Raw genomic sequence first — 18,266 nt, forward strand, 5'->3', positions numbered from 1 at the left:
GGGGGCGTCCTCTCAGTCTGCGGAGGGCCTTCGCGAGTGAGCCTCGGCCCGAAGAGCGCGGAACAGCTCGGCCTGGTCGCGGGCGTCGCTGAGAGCATTGTGCTCCAAGTGGCGCCCGCCCAGATAGAGGGGCGAGAGGAATCGCATGCTCGTCTCCGCCCACGTCGAGTCGGCCAGGCCCATGTAGTACGCCTTGATGTCGAGCGCGGCGTGCCCGAACGGGTTCCGGCCGAGGAAGCGGCTGAAGTAGTCGTCGATGAACATCCAGTCGAACGCGGCGTTGAACGCCGTGAAGACGGGCGGCCCGGAGAGCTCCCCGAGCCACTCCTCGAACTGGCGGAGCGCTGTCTCGGGGTCGATGCCGGTGCGCGCGAGCTCGTCCAGGGAGAGCCCGCTCACGGCGAGCGCCTCCGGCACAGCGGTGCGCGTGGTCGGGACGAGCTCGACGTAGAAGCTCCGCTCGGGCTGGTCGACCAGGCACGCGCCGATCGAGAGCATCGCGTGCTCCCGCGGGTGCGGACCCGACGTCTCGACATCGACGGAGACGAAGATCTCTTTGGACACGCAGCGAGACTACGGCACCGACGACACCGGGATCTCGACGCGCGTCGGCTGGCCGTCGAAGCCGATCTCGACAGTCGTCTCGAGGGCGGTCGCCGCGTCGACGAGGAGCGACGGATCGAGGTCGACCCGGATCGAGTAGACCCCCGGGAAGAGCAGGAACCCCGGCCTGCCGTTCTCCGCCACGCCCACCGTCCTGCCCGCGATCTCGAAGGTCGCGGGCACGGGGTCGCCCTGCGCCGGCACGAGCTCGACGACGAGGGCCCCCTTGCCGTCCGCCGAGCCCACCACCCAGTCGGAGCCGTCGAGCTGCATCATGAGCCGGCCGCTTCTCGCCTCGCCGGCGAGCGAGTACGTCACGTCGAACGTGGCGGTCGAGCCAGCCCCGTCGGACTCCGCCGTGATCTCGGGGTTCTCGATGCGGGATTCCGCGGCCGCGAGCACGTCGTCCGCGAGCAGCTCGACGCCCGCGTAGACCTTGTCAGGGCTGTCCGTCAACGAGGGGACCATGGCGAGCGCCGAGGCCGCGTCCCCGTCCGCGAGGTAGCCGAGGTACCGCTCGGCGGCGTGCTGGGCGGTCTCGCCCGGAGCCCCGTCCCCGCCCCCCGTGGTGCAGGCCGCGAGCGCGAGCACGAGGAGGGCCGACGCGATCCCGGCGGTGTGCCGCAGCCCGGCCCGCTCAGCCACCGGGAGGGCCGTCGCCGACGAGGGGCTTGAGCCACGTGCCGGGAAGGCTCGGGCCGAGTTTGACCAGCTGGTCCTCATTGTCGTGCTGGGTGTTGAGGAAGGTCGTCCCGACGGCCAGCAGCGCCGCGGCGATGTCGAGGATGGCGGCGACGATGCCCAGTGCGGCGACCGCGATTCCGATGCCGGTGCCGGCGGCGACGGCCCCCAGGATCGCCACCACGAGGTCGATCACGACCTTGGAGAGCGAGATCGCGGCACCGGCGAGGGCGACGTAGAAGTCCTCGATCCCCTGCGCGACCGAGTGCAGCACGTCGGACATCGTGTTGATCGGCGCGAGCACCGCCTCGACAGCGCCGGGCTGGTCGCCGACGTAGAGGCGGTACGAGTCGGCGGCGCGCCCCTCCCAGCTCAGCCGGGTGGGCATGTAGTTCGGGTTGAGGCTGTCCCTCAGCGCGGTCATCCGGCCGCGCGCGCTGTTCTGGTCGGCGCCGCTCAGGGCGGTCGCGACGCGCCTCAGCTCATCGGGGTCGCCCATGTACTTGACCGCCGTGCGGTCGAGCTCGATGATGCGGCGCAGCAGCGGCAGCACGAACCTGATCTGCGCGACATTGCCCTGGATGAGCTGCGGCCTGACCACGATGAGCGGCGGCCACTGGTGGATCGTGTTGTCGGCGCCGAGGGTCGCGAGGGCGACGGCGTTCTTGTCCAGGAAGTCGACGGCGTCCTCGGCCCGGTCGCACGCCGCGGTCGCCATCTGGCGCAGGACGTTCACGTAACTGGTCATGAGCGCAGCTGCTCCCTGATCTCGGCGATGTCGTCCTGCACGGAGGCCTCCGTGCCGATGATGTCGAGCGCGGCCCAGAGCACGGCGTCGCGGAGCGCCGTCAGCGCCACCTCGCCCTGGAGGAGGTAGGTCTCCACGCTCTCGGAGGCTGCCTTCATCTCCTGCCAGACCTCCCGCGCGCCGGGGATGAACGAGTAGACGTAGTCGGGCAGGTCCGTCGGCAGCATCTCCCGCACAGCCGCGAGCGTCTCGCGGGCCGGATCCCAGATCGTGTCGGCGTCTTTCCGCAGATCGTCGACGTTGCCCGTGATGGTGGGCTCGTAGCTCATCGTGCACCCCCTCCTGTCGTGTGCCAGCCGAGACTGTCGGTCGCGAGCATGGCTGTGCGCGAGATCCGCGCGATCTCCTCGCCGACGAGCTTCAGCGGCGACGAGGCCACCCAGCGGTCGAGCGCGTCGATCGACGTGACCGACCCGAGGTGGGCCGAGACGCCGAAGTTGCCGAAGTCGTCGGCGAAGCGCTGGGGCTCGCCGAGCTCGAGGCCGCGCAGCCGGTCGAGGAGGCCCGCTCCCGCGTCGGGGTCGCCCTCGGCAGCGGCCCGGAGGTCGATCGGGGCGATCACGGGCACCGGCCGCGCCGTGGCGGTCATGATGGCCGCCGTGATCTGCTGCAGGAGCTGGCTGGGGGCGAGCTCGCGCGCGGCCTCGTCGAACTCGATGGCCTCCACCAGGTAGCGGTCGTCGACGGTCACGCGAACGGTGCTGGGCGCCGCCGGGGCATCCCCCAGAACACTGGCGATGAGCGCTGCCCGCTCGTCATCGAGCTCGCGCTGGCGTGCGAGTGCCTCGTGGCCGTCTTCGACGATCCCCTCGAGACTGGCCCGGAAGTCATAGTCGGTCATTCTTGAAACCTATCGGGCGGCACGGCTGCCGCGCGAGTTAACCTCGGATTATTCCCCGCGATCAGGCGTACAACGACACGACGGCCTCGCGGAACGCGACGGTGTGCCGCTCCACGTCGGCGGCGGTCGTCTGCGGGCACATGAGCGCCATGTTGTGGAACGGCGTCATCAGGATGCCGCGGTTGAGGGCGTGCAGGTGCAGGTACTGCTGGAGCTCGAAGTCGTCCGCCGCCGCAGCCTCCGCGCCGTTGACCGGCGCGTCCGGCCGGAAGCTGTACTCGGCGCGCGCACCGAGCTGGGTGACCTGCCACGGCACCTCGAACTCGTCGAGCGCGGCCTGCACCCCCGCCGTCCACTCCGTGCACCGGTCGATCATGTGCTCGAACGCCGCGGGCGTGAGCACCTCGCCGAGAGTGGCCCGGATGCCCGCGAGCGAGACCGCGTTGCCGGCCAGTGTTCCGCCCACTCCCCCGACGTCGATGTCCTCGAGCTCCAGTGACTCCCGCACGGCGAGGGCGAACTCCCGCGTCATCCCGTACGCACCGGCCGGGATGCCCCCGCCGATGCTCTTGCCGAGGACCACGGCGTCGGGGTGCAGGTCGAGGGTCTCCGTCATGCCGCCGGGGCCCGCGCTGAAGGTGTGGGTCTCGTCGATGATCAGCAGGGCGCCGTACCGCGTGCACAGCTCGCGCACGGCCTCGTGGTAGCCGGGCTCGGGCAGCACGATGCCGATGTTGGTGAGGGCCGGCTCGATGAGCACCGCGGCGATGTCTCCGGCAGAGAGCGCGAACTCGAGGGCCGGGATGTCGTTGAACTGCACGACCGCGGTGGTCTGCTCCAGCGGGACGGGCGCGCCGATGTTGCCGCGGCGGCTCACGACGTCGCCGTTGTCGTCCAGGGTCGCGTAGGCCTCGTCGACGGTGCCGTGGTAGCTGTGGTCGTGCACGAGGACGCGCGGTCGCCCGGTCACCTGGCGCGCGTAGCGGATGAGGCTCCGGTTCGCGTCGGTGGCCGAGAGGGAGAACTGCCACACCGGCACGCGGAACCGGCCCGCGAGCGCCTCGGCGGCGGCCGCCGCCTCCTCGGTCGGGAGCATGAACGTCGAGCCCTTGGCCAGCTGCGCCGTGATCGCCCGCACCGAGGCCTGCGGCGCGTGGCCGCACATCGCGCCCGTGTCGCCCAGGCAGAGGTCCACGTGGTCGATCCCGTCGACGCACTCGAAATGGGCGCCGGATGCCGCACTCACGTACACCGGCCACGGCCCCGGCCACTTGGCCATCCAGAGCATGGGGACGCCGTCCGGCATGTGCTGGATCGCGCGCTCCCACTGCTCCTCGGAGCGCGGCCGCGCGGCCCGGAACACCTCGAGCTCCGACTCCCAGAGCCCGGCCAGCCGGGCTCTGTCCTGGTATGTCACTGGGTCTTGGCCAGGCGCTTGCGCCGCGCGGCCGAGGTGGTCTGCGCGACGATGACGATCACGAGCGCGAGCAGGAAGACCGCGGAGGCGATGACGTTGGCCTCGGCGGGCACGCCGCGGGCAGCAGCCGTGTAGATCCAGATCGGGAAGGTCTCGACGGGGCCGTTGTTGAAGCGCGTGATGATGAAGTCGTCGAAGCTCAGCGCGAACGACAGCAGCGCCGCGGCGATGATGCCGGGCAGCAGGAGCGGGAAGGTGATCTTCCAGAACACCTGGCCGGGCGAGCCGTAGAGGTCGCGGCCCGCCTCCTCGAGCGCGGGGTCGAGGCTCGCGACGCGCGCCTTGACCGTGACGACCACGAAGCTCAGGCAGAAGAGCGCGTGGGCGATGATGATGGTGAGGAAGCCCTTCTGCACGCCCGCGGTGAGGAACTGCGCGGCGAGGCCGGCGCCGAGCACGACCTCGGGCGTCGCCATCGGGAGGAACAGCAGCAGGCTGACCGCCGAGCGCGCGCGGAACTTGTAGCGGGCGAGAGCGATGGCCATGAGCGTGCCGAGGGCCGTGGCGATGAGGGTTGCGACGAGGCCCACCACGATGCTCGTGCCGAACGCCGCGCACAGTCCCTGCGCGTCGCAGACGTTGAGCCACTTGTCGAAGGTGAACCCCACCCACTGGACGTTCGACTTCGTCGAGTCGTTGAACGAGAACACGAACGTGTACCCGATGGGGATGAGCAGGAAGACCAGCGCGAGGGCGCTGTACACCGGGAGCAGCCACTTGCCGAGCCTCACAGCAGGTCCTCCGTTCCCGAGCGCCGCACGTAGATCCCCACCACGAGCAGGATGACCGCCATGAGGATGACCGACAGCGCCGCCGCGGCGGGGTAGTTCAGCAGCCCGAGGAAGTTGGTCTCGATCACGTTCCCGACCATCTGCGTCTGCGCGGAGCCGAGGAAGCTCGCGCTGGCGTTGATGTAGTCGCCCGAGGCCGGGATGAACGTGAGGAGGGTACCCGACACGATGCCGGGCATCGAGAGCGGCACGGTGACCTTCCAGAACGTGGTCGCCGGGCCCGCGTACAGGTCGGAGCCCGCCTCGAGGTACCGCGTGTCGAGCCGCTCGAGGGTCGTGTAGAGCGGCAGCGTCATGAACGGGATGAAGTTGTAGGTGAGGCCGAAGATCACCGAGAACGCTGTGCCGGTGAGGTGGCCGTCGTTCGGGATGATCGACAGCGCTTTGAGCGCCTGCACGAGAGGCGTCTCGTCCGACATGAGGGCCTTCCACGCGAGCGTGCGCAGGAGGAAGGAGATGAAGAACGGCGCGATCACGAGGGTGAGCATGAGCGCCTGGATGAGCGGCCAGCGCCGCGCCTTCACCCCGATGAAGTAGGCGAGCGGATAGCTGATCACGAGCGCGAAGAAGGTCGCGGCGAGCGCGTACCCGAAGGCGCGCAGGAAGTGCGGCCAGTACTGCTCGACGACGATGGCGTAGTTCTCGATCTTGAACGCCTGCTGGAACTGGCCGACGTCGCCGAACTCCACCGGCGTCTGCAGCGACGTCAGGATGAGCGAGACGAACGGGGTGAGGAAGAACAGCGCGAGGTAGGCGAGACCCGGCAGGAGCAGGACCAGCGCCACCCAGCTGCGGCGGCGGGGAGCCTGCTCGACGGGGGCGGCGGAGCTGCCGAAGGCTGCGAACGCCATCAGCCCTCCTCGATCTCCGCGAGCAGCTCGTGCCGGGTCTGCAGGGCGATCGTGGCGGTATCGGTGTCCGACGCGAACTTGGGCGCGTGCTCCGGCTCGTCCGCGAGACCGAAGCCGTGGTCGACGGTCCACGCCACCCAGGCCTCCGCGCCGAGGTTCACGACCGGGCCGAAGACCATGTTCTGCGCGAACACCGTGATGAGCCCGATGCCCGGCACCGCGATCTGGTACTGGGTGCTCACACCGCTGAACGAGACATCCGTGACCCGGCCGGGGCCGAGCACGTTCGTGCCGGGCGCCGCCTTCGGTGCGGACGTGTGCAGGATGAGCTTCTCCGGGCGGACTCCGATGGTGACCTCGCCGGTGTGGCGCTGGGCGCGCTCCTTGGGCACCTCGACCTTCACGCCCGCGATGTCGACGACCATCGAGTCGCCCTTCGACGAGGTCACCGGGCCGGTGAACAGGTTCGACTGACCCAGGAAGTTCGCGACGAACGCGGTGCGCGGCAGCTCGTAGAGCTCCTCGGGGGCGCCCATCTGCTCGATCTGGCCCTTGTTCATCACCGCGACCGTGTCGGCCATGGTCATGGCCTCCTCCTGGTCGTGGGTCACGTGCAGGAAGGTCAGGCCGACGTCCGTCTGGATCGACTTGAGCTCGAGCTGCATCTGGCGGCGCAGCTTGAGGTCGAGCGCGCCGAGCGGCTCGTCGAGCAGGAGCAGGGCGGGGCGGTTGACGATCGCGCGGGCGAGTGCGACGCGCTGCTGCTGGCCGCCCGAGAGCTGCTGCGGCCGGCGCGCGGAGAGGTGGTCGAGCTCGACGAGGCGCAGGGCCTCGTGGGCCTTGCCCACCGCGTCGGGGATGCCGCGGCGGCGCAGTCCGAACGCGACGTTCTCCAGCACGGTCATGTGCGGGAAGAGCGCGTAGCTCTGGAACACGGTGTTGACGGGCCGCTTGAAGGACTTGACGTCCGTGACGTCCTTGCCGCCGATGAGGATGCGGCCGGAGGTCGGCTGCTCGAGCCCCGCGACGAGGCGCAGCGTCGTCGTCTTGCCGCAGCCCGAGGGGCCGAGGAGGGCGAAGAACGACCCCGCGGGAATCCGGAGGTCGAGGTCCTCGATCGCGGTGAAGCCGGGGAAGCGCTTGTGGATGCCGACGAGCTCGAGATCCGCACCGGACTCCGCGAAGGCCCCACCCGCCATCAGGCGCCCAGCTTCACGCGCTGGAACTCCGCGTTGAACGCCTGGTCGTCCGCCGAGTCGAGCGTGCGGAAGATGTGGGCGTTGCTGAGGGTGTCCGCGTTCGGGAAGATCAGCTGGTTGTCGGCGAGCTCGGGGTACTTGTCCTGCGCCACCTCCTGGGCGCCGACCACGGGGGTGATGTAGTTCACCCACGACGCGACCTCGGCGGCGACCTCGGGCTCGTAGTAGTAGTTCATGAGCGTCTCGGCGTTCTTCTTGCGCGGCGAGCCCATCGGCACCACGAAAGTGTCGCCCCAGAGCGTGCCGCCCGAGGTCGGCAGCGCGAACTTGAACTTCTCGTAGCCTGCCTCGAGGTTGGCCGCGGTGATGTCGCCGGACCAGACGATGCCCGCTATCGCGTTGCCGCTCGCGAAGTCCTCCAGGTACTCGTTGCCCTTGATACCGAGGATCTGGCCGCTCGTGACGTTCTTCTCGAGGAGCTCGATCGCCTTCGCGTACTCGTCCGTGCCCCAGTCGCCGCTCGAGATGTCCACGCCCTGGCTGAGGAGGATGAGTCCCATCGTGTCGCGCATCTCGCTCAGCACGGTGACCTTGCCCTTCAGGGCGGGCTGCCACAGGTCGTCGAGCGTCTCGAGGCCGTCGGGGAGGGCCTCCGTGTCCCAGGCGATACCGGCGAAGCCGTTCTGCCACGGCAGCGACTTCGCGCGGCCCGGGTCGAAGTCCGGGTTGAGGAGGGCCGGCGCGAGGTTCTTCTTGTTCGGGATGTTCGCCTCGTCGAGGTCCTGCACGTAGCCGAACCGGATGAGGCGCGCCACCATCCACTCGGTCAGGCAGAAGGTGTCGGAGCCTGTCGCCTGGCCGAGGGCCAGCTGGTCCTTGATGGTGCCGTAGTAGGTGTTGTTGTCGTCGATCTCGACCTTGTACTCGACCTTGATGCCGGTCTGGTCCTCGAAGGCCAGAAGCGTCGGGTAGTTGCCGTCGTCGTCCTCGTCGATGTAGGCGGGCCAGTTGCCCCAGGTCAGCGTCTTGTCGGTGTCCGAGATGTCCTCGGCGGGCTTGGGGGCGGCCGCGCCGCCCGGTGTGCACGCGGCGAGCGCCAGCGCGCCCGCGCCGATACCCGCGCCCTGCAGGAGGTGGCGGCGGCTGAGCTGCGTCCTCCGCGCCATCGACACCAGCTCCGCGATCATCGGGTCCTGGGGGGTGGGTCTCGTCATTGGGCAACTCCTTCACCTGGCGCGCGCGGTTTCGCTGTGGGTCGATACTGGCACACGACCTTTGCGCGACGCAGCCTAAAAGGGGCAAACGGTTCCGTTCGTAACAAGAATTTCACGAAATCAGTCGCATAGCGCGGGAATCTTGTGCGGAATCCGAGGTGCCTCACAGGTACGCTTGCCGCATGAGAGTGGCCGTTCCGAAAGAGATCAAGAACAACGAGTTCCGCGTCGCGATCACCCCGGCGGGGGTGCATGACCTTGTAGCCCACGGGCACGAGGTCCTCATCGAGACAGGGGCGGGCCTCGGCTCCTCCATTCCGGATGAGGCCTACGTCGCCGCCGGCGCCTCGATCGCCCCGGATGCCGCGGCCGTCTGGTCGGCGGCAGACCTGCTGCTCAAGGTCAAGGAGCCGATCGCCTCGGAGTACGGCTACTTCCGGGACGACCTGCTCCTCTTCACCTACCTGCACCTCGCCGCCGAGGCCGAGCTGACCGCCGCGCTCACCGCCGCCTCCGTTACCGCTATCGCGTACGAGACGGTCCAGCTGCCGACCCGCGCGCTCCCCCTCCTCGCCCCGATGAGCGAGGTCGCCGGCCGCCTCGCACCGATCGTAGGCGCCAATGCCATGCTCAAGCCCTACGGCGGCCCCGGGCTCCTCGTCCCCGGCGTCCCCGGGACGCACCCCGCCAGCATCGTCGTGCTCGGCGGCGGCGTCGCGGGAACGAGCGCCGTCTCCGTGGCCGTGGGCCTCGGCGCGGACGTGACCGTGCTCGACACCAACATCCAGCGGCTGCGCGAGCTCGACGCCCTGTACGCGGGCCGGGTGAAGACGATCGCGTCCAACGGCTTCGAGATCGAGCGCGCACTCCTGACCGCGGACCTGGTGATCGGGTCCGTGCTGGTGCCCGGCGCGAAGGCCCCGAAGCTCGTGAGCAACGACCTCGTCTCGCGGATGAAGCCGGGCAGCGTGCTCGTCGACATCGCCGTCGATCAGGGCGGCTGCTTCGCCGACACCCGGCCGACCACCCACGCCGACCCGACCTTCACTGTGCACGGATCGCTGTTCTACTGCGTCGCCAACATGCCGGGCGCGGTGCCGAATACCTCCACGTACGCGCTCACGAACGCGACCATGCCCTACGTGCGCGCGATCGCCAGCCTCGGCTGGCGGGACGCCCTCCGTGCGGATGCCGCGCTCGCGCTCGGCCTCAACACCCACGCGGGCAGTGTCGTCAACAGCCAGGTGGCCGAGGCCCACGGCCTCCCCCACACGGAGCTCGCGGCGGCCCTGGCGTAGCGGGCCTCACGCGGGCCGAACCCAACCCGGACCGAACCGGACGCGGGAGATCCTTCCGTCCGGCTCGAGCCGCCACGCGTGCCCGCCGGCCGCGTCGAGCGGCGGCGGCAGCTCGCGCGACCGGGTGAGCGCACGAACGTCCGCCGTCGAGCACCCGTCGAGCACCACGTCAGCCACCTGCTGCGCCGCTGCGAGCGCGCCCCACCGGGACTGCCACTCCTCGGGATCGCCCACGACCACCTCGCCGTCCCGCAGGAGCGCGGGATCGAGCTCTCCGAGCGAGCGCGCCCGCGGTATCGCCTCCCGCACCACGCGGACCCGCGTCGTCACCACGGCCAGCGCCCGCCCCCGCTCGAGCTCGAGCACCCGCGGGCCGTCGGCCGGCTCGGTCAGCAGCGGGGCGTCCACCACCTGCACCCGGTGGCCGCGCCACACTCCCCCGCCCGGCGGCAGTGCGGCGCTGAACTCCCGCGCCTCCCCGCCGGCCAGCAGCCAGTCCTGCTTCGACGCGTGCCGCAGCAGCAGGCGCGCGGGCACGAGCTGCGCGAGCGGCTGCAGCTCGGCGGTGACGCGCTTCGACGCCAGTGCGAGGTACACGCCGCGGGAGGGGCCGTCGCGGAGCAGCGCCGCGAGCCGCTCGACGACCACGGCCCGGTGCTCCACGGGAAACCGCGCGAGCAGCGAGTCCGCGTCGTCCACGGCAACCACGGTGTCACGAGCCTCGGCGAGGTCGGCCAGCACGTCCCACGCGGCCGGCACGTCCCGCGGCAGCGTCCGGGCACCGGAGGCCAGTGCCGCGAGCGCGGTCGAGGTCCCGCTGCGGGCCGCCCCCAGTACGAGCACATGGCCCTCCCGGTCGGGACGCCAGACCGCCGTGCCGCGCCGCTGCTCGTGGGGCAGGTCGAGCAGGCCGAAGCCGCCGGGCGCCTCCACCGGTGCGACCACCGGCGGCAGCGGCTCGCACCACGGCCGGCGCGGCGGGGGCGACCCCTGCCAGCGGGACGCGATCCTCTCCACGTCGGAGGCCGTCGAGAGCGCGAACTGCACGTCGCGCGGCTCGCCCTCCGGCGGGGCCAGGATGCCGCGGCCCCGGGCCCGCGCCGGAAGCTGCGCCGCGGCATCCGTGCCGATCAGAGCGCTGCTGTCCGCGCGGTTGTTGACCCGCAGGGAGATGCGCAAGTCCACGTTGGCGAGCACGGCGTCGCGCACGACCCCCGCCGGCCGCTGGGTGCACAGGACGAGGTGCACGCCGAGGGACCTGCCGCGCGAGGCGATGTCCACGAACAGCGCGTGCAGGTCCGGGTGGTCGGCGAGCATCGCGGCGAACTCGTCCACCACGATGACCAGCCGGGGGATGTCGACATCCTCGATGCTCCTGCCGCGCGCGGCGGCGATCGCTCGCTCCCGGTGCCGCAGCTCGGCCCGCAGGCTCTCGAGCGCCCGGGTGGCGCGGGACTCGTCGAGGTCCGTCACGATCCCGACCGTGTGGGGCAGCGCCTCCAGCGCGGCGAAGGCGGAGCCGCCCTTGAAGTCGACCAGCAGCACCGTGAGGCGCTCGGGTGCAGCGACAGCCGCCATCGCGAGCACCCACGAGACGAGCAGCTCGCTCTTGCCGCTGCCGGTCGTGCCCCCGACCACCGCGTGCGGCCCCTGTGCGACGAGGTCGACCGTGACCGGCCCGGTCGCGTCGGCCCCGATGGCGCAGGCGAGCCCCGCCGTCTCAGGCTGCCGGAGGCTCGCGAAGGAAACCTCGTCCGGCAGTGATCCCGCAGCAGCCACGAGCCCCTGCCGCTCGGCATCCCGGGCCGCCGTGACCGCCCACGCCCTGGCGCTCTCGGCGGAGAGCGGGGCGGGGCGCAGCGGGCGGCGCTGCTCCCGGTCCGGGTGCTGCGTGATCGCCGCCCCCTCGGGCGTGAGGGTGACCACCACGCGGCACTCCCCGGGCAGTGCCGCCTCGTGGGAGGCGACAGCGACCAGCGCCGTCGTCGCGGTCTCGCCGCGGCGGGCGAACTCCGCGTAGCTGCCCGCCCGCACCTCGCGCTCCACCGCGTGCGGGAGGCTCGCCGCCCACTCCTCCGCCGCGGTGCAGCTGTGAGTGGCGGGCGAGAGCGCCCACGCGAGCTGCACGACTACCGACCGCGCCACCGCCGTCGCGAGGGCCGGCGGCCCGCACACGCCGATACCGAGGGACGCGTCGACAACCACCGGCGCGTCCGCGAGCGCGCGGGCAAGGCGCGCGAGCTCGTCATCGCCGCCGTCGACCCGCACCGTGCTCTCGACGCACCCGCGGCCGAGCGCCACAGGCACTCCCGGCCCGCTCGACGTCCAGCGCCACGGGTCGGCGCCCACGCGGTCCAGCAGCGACAGTGCTGCGGGGGTTCGCTCGGCGAGGGCCGCCCGCTCCTCGGCGTGGGCGGCGTCGACCGCCTCTCGTGCGGCTCGGGCATCCTCGAAGAACCGCTCGTTCTCCCGGCGGCGCGATCGGCGCGCACCGAACCGCGCGTCCGCGAGGCTCGCGAGGGCGGTCACCGGGCCGAGCAGCGCGAACAGCAGCGCGTACGGCGACTGCGTCACGAGCCACAGCACCACCGCGACGACGAGCGGCGCGACGCTCGCGAGAACGGGGAAGCGGAAGGGCGGGGGCGGTTCTACCGGGCGGGGCGCGGCGATGGTGGCGGGCACCCCTCCATCAGAGCGGCCGCGGGATGCCCCCGGCCGCCGTTACGCAGAATCTGTGGAGAGGGGCCGGCTCAGCTGACGATGAAGAACTGCTCGCCGATCTCCACCCGGGCGCCGCGGGCGACCCGGTAGCGCTTGCCGGCCTCGCAGCGCCGGGGCTCGCGGTCCGGCTCCCGCACCACGGTGCCGTTGCCGGAGTAGCGGTCGCTCACCCAGAACGAGGTGTCGTCCTGGCCGAACTCGAGGTGCGTCTTCGAGACCGAGCGCCCCGGGTCGACCACGGCGACGAGGGTGTCGAAGTACTCGCCGGGCTCGGCGACCGGGTTGCGCCCGATGAGCCCGGTGCCGGAGACGCTCACGCTCTCCCCCGTGCTGAACTGGAGGACGAAGCGCTCGCCCCGCGGGCCGCGCGGCACGAGCCGCGTCTCGGAGACGTCGGCGATCTCCGCGAACGGCTTCGCCGCGGTGTCCGTGGCGACGGGGGCCTGGAGGTGGGTGGTCACGTGCTCGGTCGAGCGTGGAAGCCCCCACGGGAACGGGTCGAGGATGTTCGTGTCGCTCGGCCGCGAGGGCGTGCTCTCCCGCTGGCGAACGAATCCGCACTCGGGGCAGAAGATGTCGGCCGCCGCGAGCGGGGCGCCGCACTGCGCGCAGCGGTCGGCGACCGCGGCGACATCCAGGTAGGCCTCGGGGTCCGCAGCGGGCGGGAGGTCGGGCTCGATCTCGGGCAGCGGCTCGGGCTCTGGCTCTGGCTCGGGCTCGGGCTCTGGGGCCACTGCGGCGACGGCCTCCTCAACAGGCGCCGGTTCGGCACGGGGCGCGGGCGCGGAAACAGGCGCCGCCTCAGCGATGGGCGCGGCCTCAAGCTCCGGCTCGGCGGGCGGCGCTTCGGCCACGGGCACGGCAGCGGCGGGCGCGGCGGCTGGCACGGCCGCGGCGGGCACATCCTCAACCGCAGGCTCCCGCGCAGCCACGTCCACAGACTCAGCGGCCGCCTTCGCGGTCGCTTTCGCGCTGCGGCCGCCCTTCGTGTTGACCGGTCGCCCGCACTCCCCGCAGAACATGGCCCCCGAGGGCAGTTCAGTACCGCAATAGAAACAGGTCACGGTCCGGTCTTTCTCTCTCTGAAGAGCCTGCTGACACTATAGCCACCGAGCGAGCGCAGCGAGATCCGCGCGCGGAGGCGCTGCCACCGGGTGAGTCCGGCGTCGAGCGCGGTCTGCAGCTCGTCGACCGCGCGCCACACGCTGTCCGCGTCGGCCTCGGCGGGCTCGTCCGGCGCGAAGATCGCCCGGTCCGCGACCGCGGCGAGCACCTGCGACTGCACACCGCCCGCGATCGAGGCGACCTCGCTGCGGGTCGCGGACGCCGCGGGGCTCAGGCCGTGGTCCACCACCGAGTCCTCGAACTCCTGCCAGCCTCCGCTGATCCGCTGGAGCACGTCGGGCGCACGGCGGCGCAGTCGGCGGCGGCGCAGCTTGGCGGCTACCACGAGCGCGAAGGGCGCGAGGATGATGGCGAGCACGAGCAGGGCGATCCCGACGCCCTTCGCGATCGCAAGGAGCACGAGAAGCACCGGGTTGATGTCGGCCGGGAGCTCCTGCTGGCTGTCGGGCGTGGACTGGCGGTCGATACGGGGGTTGTCCACGACCGGCGGTGGAACTATCGTCTGCGGCCGTGCGACCTGCGCGTTGTCCTGCGGGTCCTCCTCCGGGATCTCGCGCGCCTCAGGGGTGGGGTCGATCGTCACCCAGCCGTACTGCGCCGTATTCACCTCGATCCAGGCGGAGACGTCGCTGCCCGTCACGCTGCCGCTGCTCGGCGCGAACCCGACTACCACGCGCGACGGGAAGCCGAGGTCGTCGGCCATGAGCGCGGCGGCGACGGCGTACTGCTCGGCGTCGCCGATCATGCGCGGGGACGAGACGAGCTCGGCGATGCGGTCGGCCGCGTGCCCCGAGCGGCTGGGCGGCTCGTCCTGCCCGACGCCGTGGCTGATGTAGCCGTCGGTGGCGAGGCCGGCGAGCATCGCGACGAGGCGCTTGCCGTCGCCCTCGACACCGGAGGTGTACTCGTCCAGCTTGGCCGTGAGCTCTTCCGGCACGTTCTGCGGGGCCGGCACCGTCGCGGAGCCCGGCTCGAGCGAGGCGAGTTGGGCCTGAGTGGGCTGGTCGGGGAGGACGGCCTCGAGCGTGTAGCTGTCGCCGGGGGCGATGCCGCTCACGACCGCCGCGGTGCCGGACACGTCGTTGTAGTAGAACGCGTCGCGCAGGGCTGTGGCGTCCGGGCCGGAGAAGGCCACGGACTCGAGCTTGCCGACGGTGGGCAGCCACACGCCCGTGTAGTCGCGGACAGTGACGCCGACGGTCACGTCCTGGCCGGCGACGCGCGACTGGTCGACTGTCGACGGCACCCGAGTGAACGAGCCGGAAAGGCTCGAGACCGCGGCACTGCCGACCGCGAACACGACTCCGTCGTACGTGTCGAGAGTCGCGAGGCGGATGCGCCCGCCGTCGGGAAGGCCCTCCACGGTGAACAGCACGTCGTCGAGCAGCCGCGGCTGCCAGTAGCTGCGGAATCCGGAGAGCGGGCTCACGTAGTCCCGAGGGTCGAAGGGCTGCTCTATCGACGTGCGCAGCACGGTGCGGTCGGCGGCGGGCGGCACGGCGCCGACCGCGGCGACAGCGGCCGTCGAGGCGATCGCCAGGATGACCGCGGCCGCGACCACGGTGCGCAACCCCGAGAACCCGCTCTCGGCGGTGGGGCCCTCCGACTGCGCGGCGAGACGGCGGATCGAGGCGCGACGGCGGTACCAGCGGAACCACACCAGCCAGAACAGCACAGCCACGAGCAGCGCGATCGGTGCCGTGAGCGGGCGGTCGGGGAACCGCGGGCCGAACGCGGTGGCGACGATGAAGAGCACGATGGGCAGCAGCACCGCGAGCTCGCCGTACTTCGCGCGCAGGGCGACCGTGAGCCCGACGACACCCGTGCCGAAGACGAGGACGAGAGCGGGCACGAGGAGCGCCTGGTAGTCGCCCACGGGCAGCGAGATGGTGAGCAGCTGCTTCCAGCCGAGGGCGACGCCCGTCACGAGGTCGATGAGCCCCCCGGGTGTCGGGAGCACGCCGAACTGCGCCTTGGCCGGCACGGCCAGAGGCACGCCGATCGCGAGGAACGCGGCGACCGACACGAGGAGCACAGTGGTCGACCGCCAGCGGAACTCGGCCGAGACGATGACGATCAGGGAGGCTACGGCGAGCGCGACGACGACGAGCACCACGAGCGCGGTGCTGCGGTAGATCGGCCACAGCGCGGTCGCAGCGATCCCCGTCGTGAGCCAGAGCAGCAGTGTGTTGACGAGTGTGAAGGCCGGGCTCGTGCGCCGGCGGGCGCGGCGCCGGGCAGTGCTGGTGGCGGTAGCGGTAGTGGCGGTCATGCCGCCGCCGATCGGGCCAGGGACTTCTGCAGGTCCTCCAGGAAGCCGATGGAGAGCACGCTGAGGCCCGAGACGCGCCGGAGCCCGGGCGGGCGGTCGGGGTTGCACACCACCGCCACGACCTCGACGTCGGCCGGGAACTTGGTCGAGGCCGCGCGCAGCTCCTGCGGCGTGGCCCCCGACCCGCACACCAGGAAGGCCACGGAGACGCCGCTCGCCTGCTCGCCGGTGACCCTCGCCACGTCGGTGATCGCGAGGGCTGTCTCCTCCCGCTCGACGACGGCGAGGTCATCCAGGAGCCTCGCGCGCGTCAGTGTCGAGAGCAGCTTGACGGCGAAGACCTTGCGCTTGGCGAACTGCGGCGTGATCTCGCTCGCCACCACTGTGACATTCCGAGCATCCCGGATCGCCCGTGCCCCGAGGGAGCCCGCGACGCTCACCGCCATCTCGAACTCCTCGTCGCTGGCGTAGTCGGAGGTGGCGAGGCTGAGTGCGATGACGAGGTGGCTGCGGCGGGTCTCCTCGAACTGGCGGACCATGTAGGTGCCGGTACGGGCTGTGGACTTCCAGTGGATGTAGCGGCGCTCGTCGCCCGGGAGGTACTCCCGCAGGGCGTGGAACGACACGTCGTTGTTCGAGAGGTCGCGCGTCGGGTTGCCCTCGAGGTCCCGGATGAAACCGGTGCTCGTGCTGGGAATGCTGATGGTGCGGGGATGCACGAACACCTGGTCCAGCTCGGTCCACACGAGCTCGCGGCGCACGATGCCGATGGGGTCTGCGCGCACGGTCCGCACCGGCCCGACCGGCACGACGCCGCGCCGCAGGGTGGGGATCACGAACTCGTGCGTGAACGTCGCACCGCGGGCGAGCCCGGGCAGTGCCGCCTCCGCGAGACCGGTGCCGACGGGCACCTCGACGGTGACGCCGAAGGTGCGCCGGCGGCCGGGGTTGCTCACCACCACATCGCCCACGGCGCGCTCCCCCGCGACCACCCGGCTGTGCGGCACGCGCAGCTCGATGGTGATCGCACTGCGCCCCACGAGGTAGACGAAGGCGATGACGATGAGCGCGATGAGGGCGAAGCCGACGACGACGAGCTCGACCCAGCCGAGGGCGTAGCCGAAGCCGAGGGTGACGGGCACGGCCGCCAGGATCGACCAGCCGAGCGGCGTGATGACCCCCGCGAGCCTGCCGAACACGCGGGCGACGAGCTCGCGGGCTGCGGTGAAGAAGCGCACCGTCGCGATGACGGCGTCCGCGAGGAAGCCCGTGCGGTCGCCCACGATGCGCGTGCGCGCGTTCGTGAGCCCCTGCGTGCCCGTGGTCGTGAAGTGCGAGTCGATGCGCGCCCCCGTCACGGCCTGGGCGGCGGGCGCCTTCTTCGCGGATACTGCCGCCATTACACGGCTTGGCGTTCGCTGGGCGGCGGCGTCTCGATGAGGATCTGGCTCATGATGCTGGGCGCGGTGACGCCGTCGAACTCGGCCTCCGCGTCGATGACGAGGCGGTGCGCGAGCACGGGCTCGGCGAGGGCCTTGACGTCGTCCGGGATGACGTAGTGCCGGCCGCTCGCGGCGGCGAGGGTCTTGGCGGTGCGCACGAGGGCGAGGGCGCCGCGCACGCTCGCACCGAGGCGGACCTCGGTGGCGGTGCGGGTGGACTCCACAATGCGGCTCACGTAGTCGTTGATGGTCGGGTCCACGTGCACGGTGCGGGCGAGCTGCGCCATCTCCGAGACGACGTCGGCCGTGACGATCGGCGGCACGATGGTCTCGTGCGCCTTCGTGCCGGCACCCTCGAGGATCCGCACTGTCGACGAGTGGTCCGGGTATCCGATCGACGCCTTCATCAGGAAGCGGTCGAGCTGGGCTTCCGGCAGGCGGTACGTGCCGGCCTGCTCGATGGGGTTCTGGGTGGCGATGACCATGAACGGCGCGCCCACGGGGTGGCTCACGCCGTCGACGGTGACGGTCGCCTCCTCCATCACCTCGAGGAGGGCGGACTGGGTCTTGGGGCTGGCGCGGTTGATCTCGTCCGCGAGGACGATGTTCGCGAAGATCGGCCCCGGGTGGAACTCGAACTCGCCGCCGCCCTGGTTGTAGATGCTGACGCCCGTGATGTCGCCCGGCAGCAGGTCGGGCGTGAACTGGATGCGGCTGCTCGTGCCCGCGACGCTCTGCGCCATGGCGCGCGCGAACGAGGTCTTGCCCGTTCCCGGGAAGTCCTCGAGCAGCAGGTGCCCGTCGCTCAGCAGGGCCGTGAACCCCAGCCGGATCACGAACGTCTTGCCCAGGAGCACCTGGTCGACGTTGGCGACGAGCCGGTTGAAGATATCCGAGAACCAGGTGGCCTGCTCGGGTGTCATGGTCATGGTTGCTCTTTCGT

At 71.4% G+C, this 18,266-nt stretch carries 16 protein-coding genes; 1 reads left to right on the top strand and 15 read right to left on the bottom strand.

The features are described from left to right. Positions 1 to 12: 12 nt before the first annotated feature. The 10 genes from AC1RTC_RS05955 to AC1RTC_RS06000 all read right to left on the bottom strand — a co-directional run bounded on the left by AC1RTC_RS05955 (position 13) and on the right by AC1RTC_RS06000 (position 8,465). Complete coding sequence (locus AC1RTC_RS05955; protein WP_493154556.1) at positions 13 to 564, bottom strand: 3'-5' exonuclease; 552 nt, start codon at positions 562 to 564, stop codon at positions 13 to 15. Between the two features lie 9 nt (positions 565 to 573). Then, a complete protein-coding gene (locus tag AC1RTC_RS05960; protein WP_493154557.1) occupies positions 574 to 1,248 on the bottom strand; it encodes a hypothetical protein in 675 nt (224 codons plus the stop codon). Then, positions 1,241 to 2,032 (bottom strand): WXG100 family type VII secretion target, encoded by a 792-nt coding sequence (locus tag AC1RTC_RS05965; RefSeq protein ID WP_493154558.1) that lies wholly within the window; start codon positions 2,030 to 2,032, stop codon positions 1,241 to 1,243. The genes AC1RTC_RS05960 and AC1RTC_RS05965 overlap by 8 nt, the downstream gene beginning before the upstream one ends. Continuing rightward, positions 2,029 to 2,361, bottom strand: a complete 333-nt coding sequence (locus tag AC1RTC_RS05970; RefSeq protein WP_493154559.1) for a hypothetical protein — start codon at positions 2,359 to 2,361, stop codon at positions 2,029 to 2,031. Before AC1RTC_RS05970 ends, AC1RTC_RS05965 begins: the two co-directional genes overlap by 4 nt. After that, entirely contained in the window at positions 2,358 to 2,933 is a 576-nt protein-coding gene (locus AC1RTC_RS05975) for a hypothetical protein (RefSeq protein WP_493154560.1), read from the bottom strand. The genes AC1RTC_RS05970 and AC1RTC_RS05975 overlap by 4 nt, the downstream gene beginning before the upstream one ends. A 61-nt stretch (positions 2,934 to 2,994) precedes the next feature. Further along, positions 2,995 to 4,350 carry a transaminase gene (locus AC1RTC_RS05980; RefSeq protein ID WP_493154561.1) on the bottom strand — a complete coding sequence of 452 codons (1,356 nt, stop codon included), beginning with the start codon at positions 4,348 to 4,350 and terminating at the stop codon, positions 2,995 to 2,997. Then, the gene (locus tag AC1RTC_RS05985; RefSeq protein ID WP_493154562.1) at positions 4,347 to 5,141 is read right to left on the bottom strand and encodes an ABC transporter permease; all 795 of its coding nucleotides are present in this window, start codon (positions 5,139 to 5,141) and stop codon (positions 4,347 to 4,349) included. The genes AC1RTC_RS05980 and AC1RTC_RS05985 overlap by 4 nt, the downstream gene beginning before the upstream one ends. Further along, on the bottom strand, positions 5,138 to 6,052 hold the full coding sequence (locus AC1RTC_RS05990; RefSeq protein WP_493154563.1) for an ABC transporter permease: 915 nt from the start codon (positions 6,050 to 6,052) through the stop codon (positions 5,138 to 5,140). Before AC1RTC_RS05990 ends, AC1RTC_RS05985 begins: the two co-directional genes overlap by 4 nt. Next, positions 6,052 to 7,251: an ABC transporter ATP-binding protein gene (locus AC1RTC_RS05995; RefSeq protein ID WP_493154564.1), complete on the bottom strand. Its 1,200-nt coding sequence runs from the start codon at positions 7,249 to 7,251 to the stop codon at positions 6,052 to 6,054. Before AC1RTC_RS05995 ends, AC1RTC_RS05990 begins: the two co-directional genes overlap by 1 nt. After that, complete coding sequence (locus tag AC1RTC_RS06000) at positions 7,251 to 8,465, bottom strand: ABC transporter substrate-binding protein (RefSeq protein ID WP_493154565.1); 1,215 nt, start codon at positions 8,463 to 8,465, stop codon at positions 7,251 to 7,253. Before AC1RTC_RS06000 ends, AC1RTC_RS05995 begins: the two co-directional genes overlap by 1 nt. Before the next feature lie 182 nt (positions 8,466 to 8,647). Here AC1RTC_RS06000 and ald point away from each other — a divergent pair, with 182 nt between their 5' ends. Continuing rightward, positions 8,648 to 9,763, top strand: coding sequence for an alanine dehydrogenase (gene ald, locus AC1RTC_RS06005; RefSeq protein ID WP_493154566.1), 1,116 nt, complete (start codon positions 8,648 to 8,650; stop codon positions 9,761 to 9,763). Between the two features lie 6 nt (positions 9,764 to 9,769). On the opposite strand, the gene AC1RTC_RS06010 is transcribed toward ald, so the two are convergent. The 5 genes from AC1RTC_RS06010 to AC1RTC_RS06030 all read right to left on the bottom strand — a co-directional run bounded on the left by AC1RTC_RS06010 (position 9,770) and on the right by AC1RTC_RS06030 (position 18,252). Continuing rightward, positions 9,770 to 12,445, bottom strand: a complete 2,676-nt coding sequence (locus tag AC1RTC_RS06010; RefSeq protein ID WP_493154567.1) for an FtsK/SpoIIIE domain-containing protein — start codon at positions 12,443 to 12,445, stop codon at positions 9,770 to 9,772. 68 nt (positions 12,446 to 12,513) lie between these two features. Then, on the bottom strand, positions 12,514 to 13,416 hold the full coding sequence (locus tag AC1RTC_RS06015; RefSeq protein ID WP_493154568.1) for an FHA domain-containing protein: 903 nt from the start codon (positions 13,414 to 13,416) through the stop codon (positions 12,514 to 12,516). 128 nt (positions 13,417 to 13,544) lie between these two features. Further along, positions 13,545 to 15,881 (bottom strand): transglutaminase domain-containing protein, encoded by a 2,337-nt coding sequence (locus AC1RTC_RS06020; protein WP_493154569.1) that lies wholly within the window; start codon positions 15,879 to 15,881, stop codon positions 13,545 to 13,547. Continuing rightward, complete coding sequence (locus AC1RTC_RS06025) at positions 15,878 to 17,281, bottom strand: DUF58 domain-containing protein (protein WP_493154570.1); 1,404 nt, start codon at positions 17,279 to 17,281, stop codon at positions 15,878 to 15,880. Before AC1RTC_RS06025 ends, AC1RTC_RS06020 begins: the two co-directional genes overlap by 4 nt. Then, complete coding sequence (locus AC1RTC_RS06030) at positions 17,281 to 18,252, bottom strand: AAA family ATPase (protein WP_493154571.1); 972 nt, start codon at positions 18,250 to 18,252, stop codon at positions 17,281 to 17,283. The genes AC1RTC_RS06025 and AC1RTC_RS06030 overlap by 1 nt, the downstream gene beginning before the upstream one ends. Positions 18,253 to 18,266 lie beyond the last annotated feature (14 nt).

The organism is Rhodoglobus sp. GW821-FHT12B09, assembly GCF_058809925.1.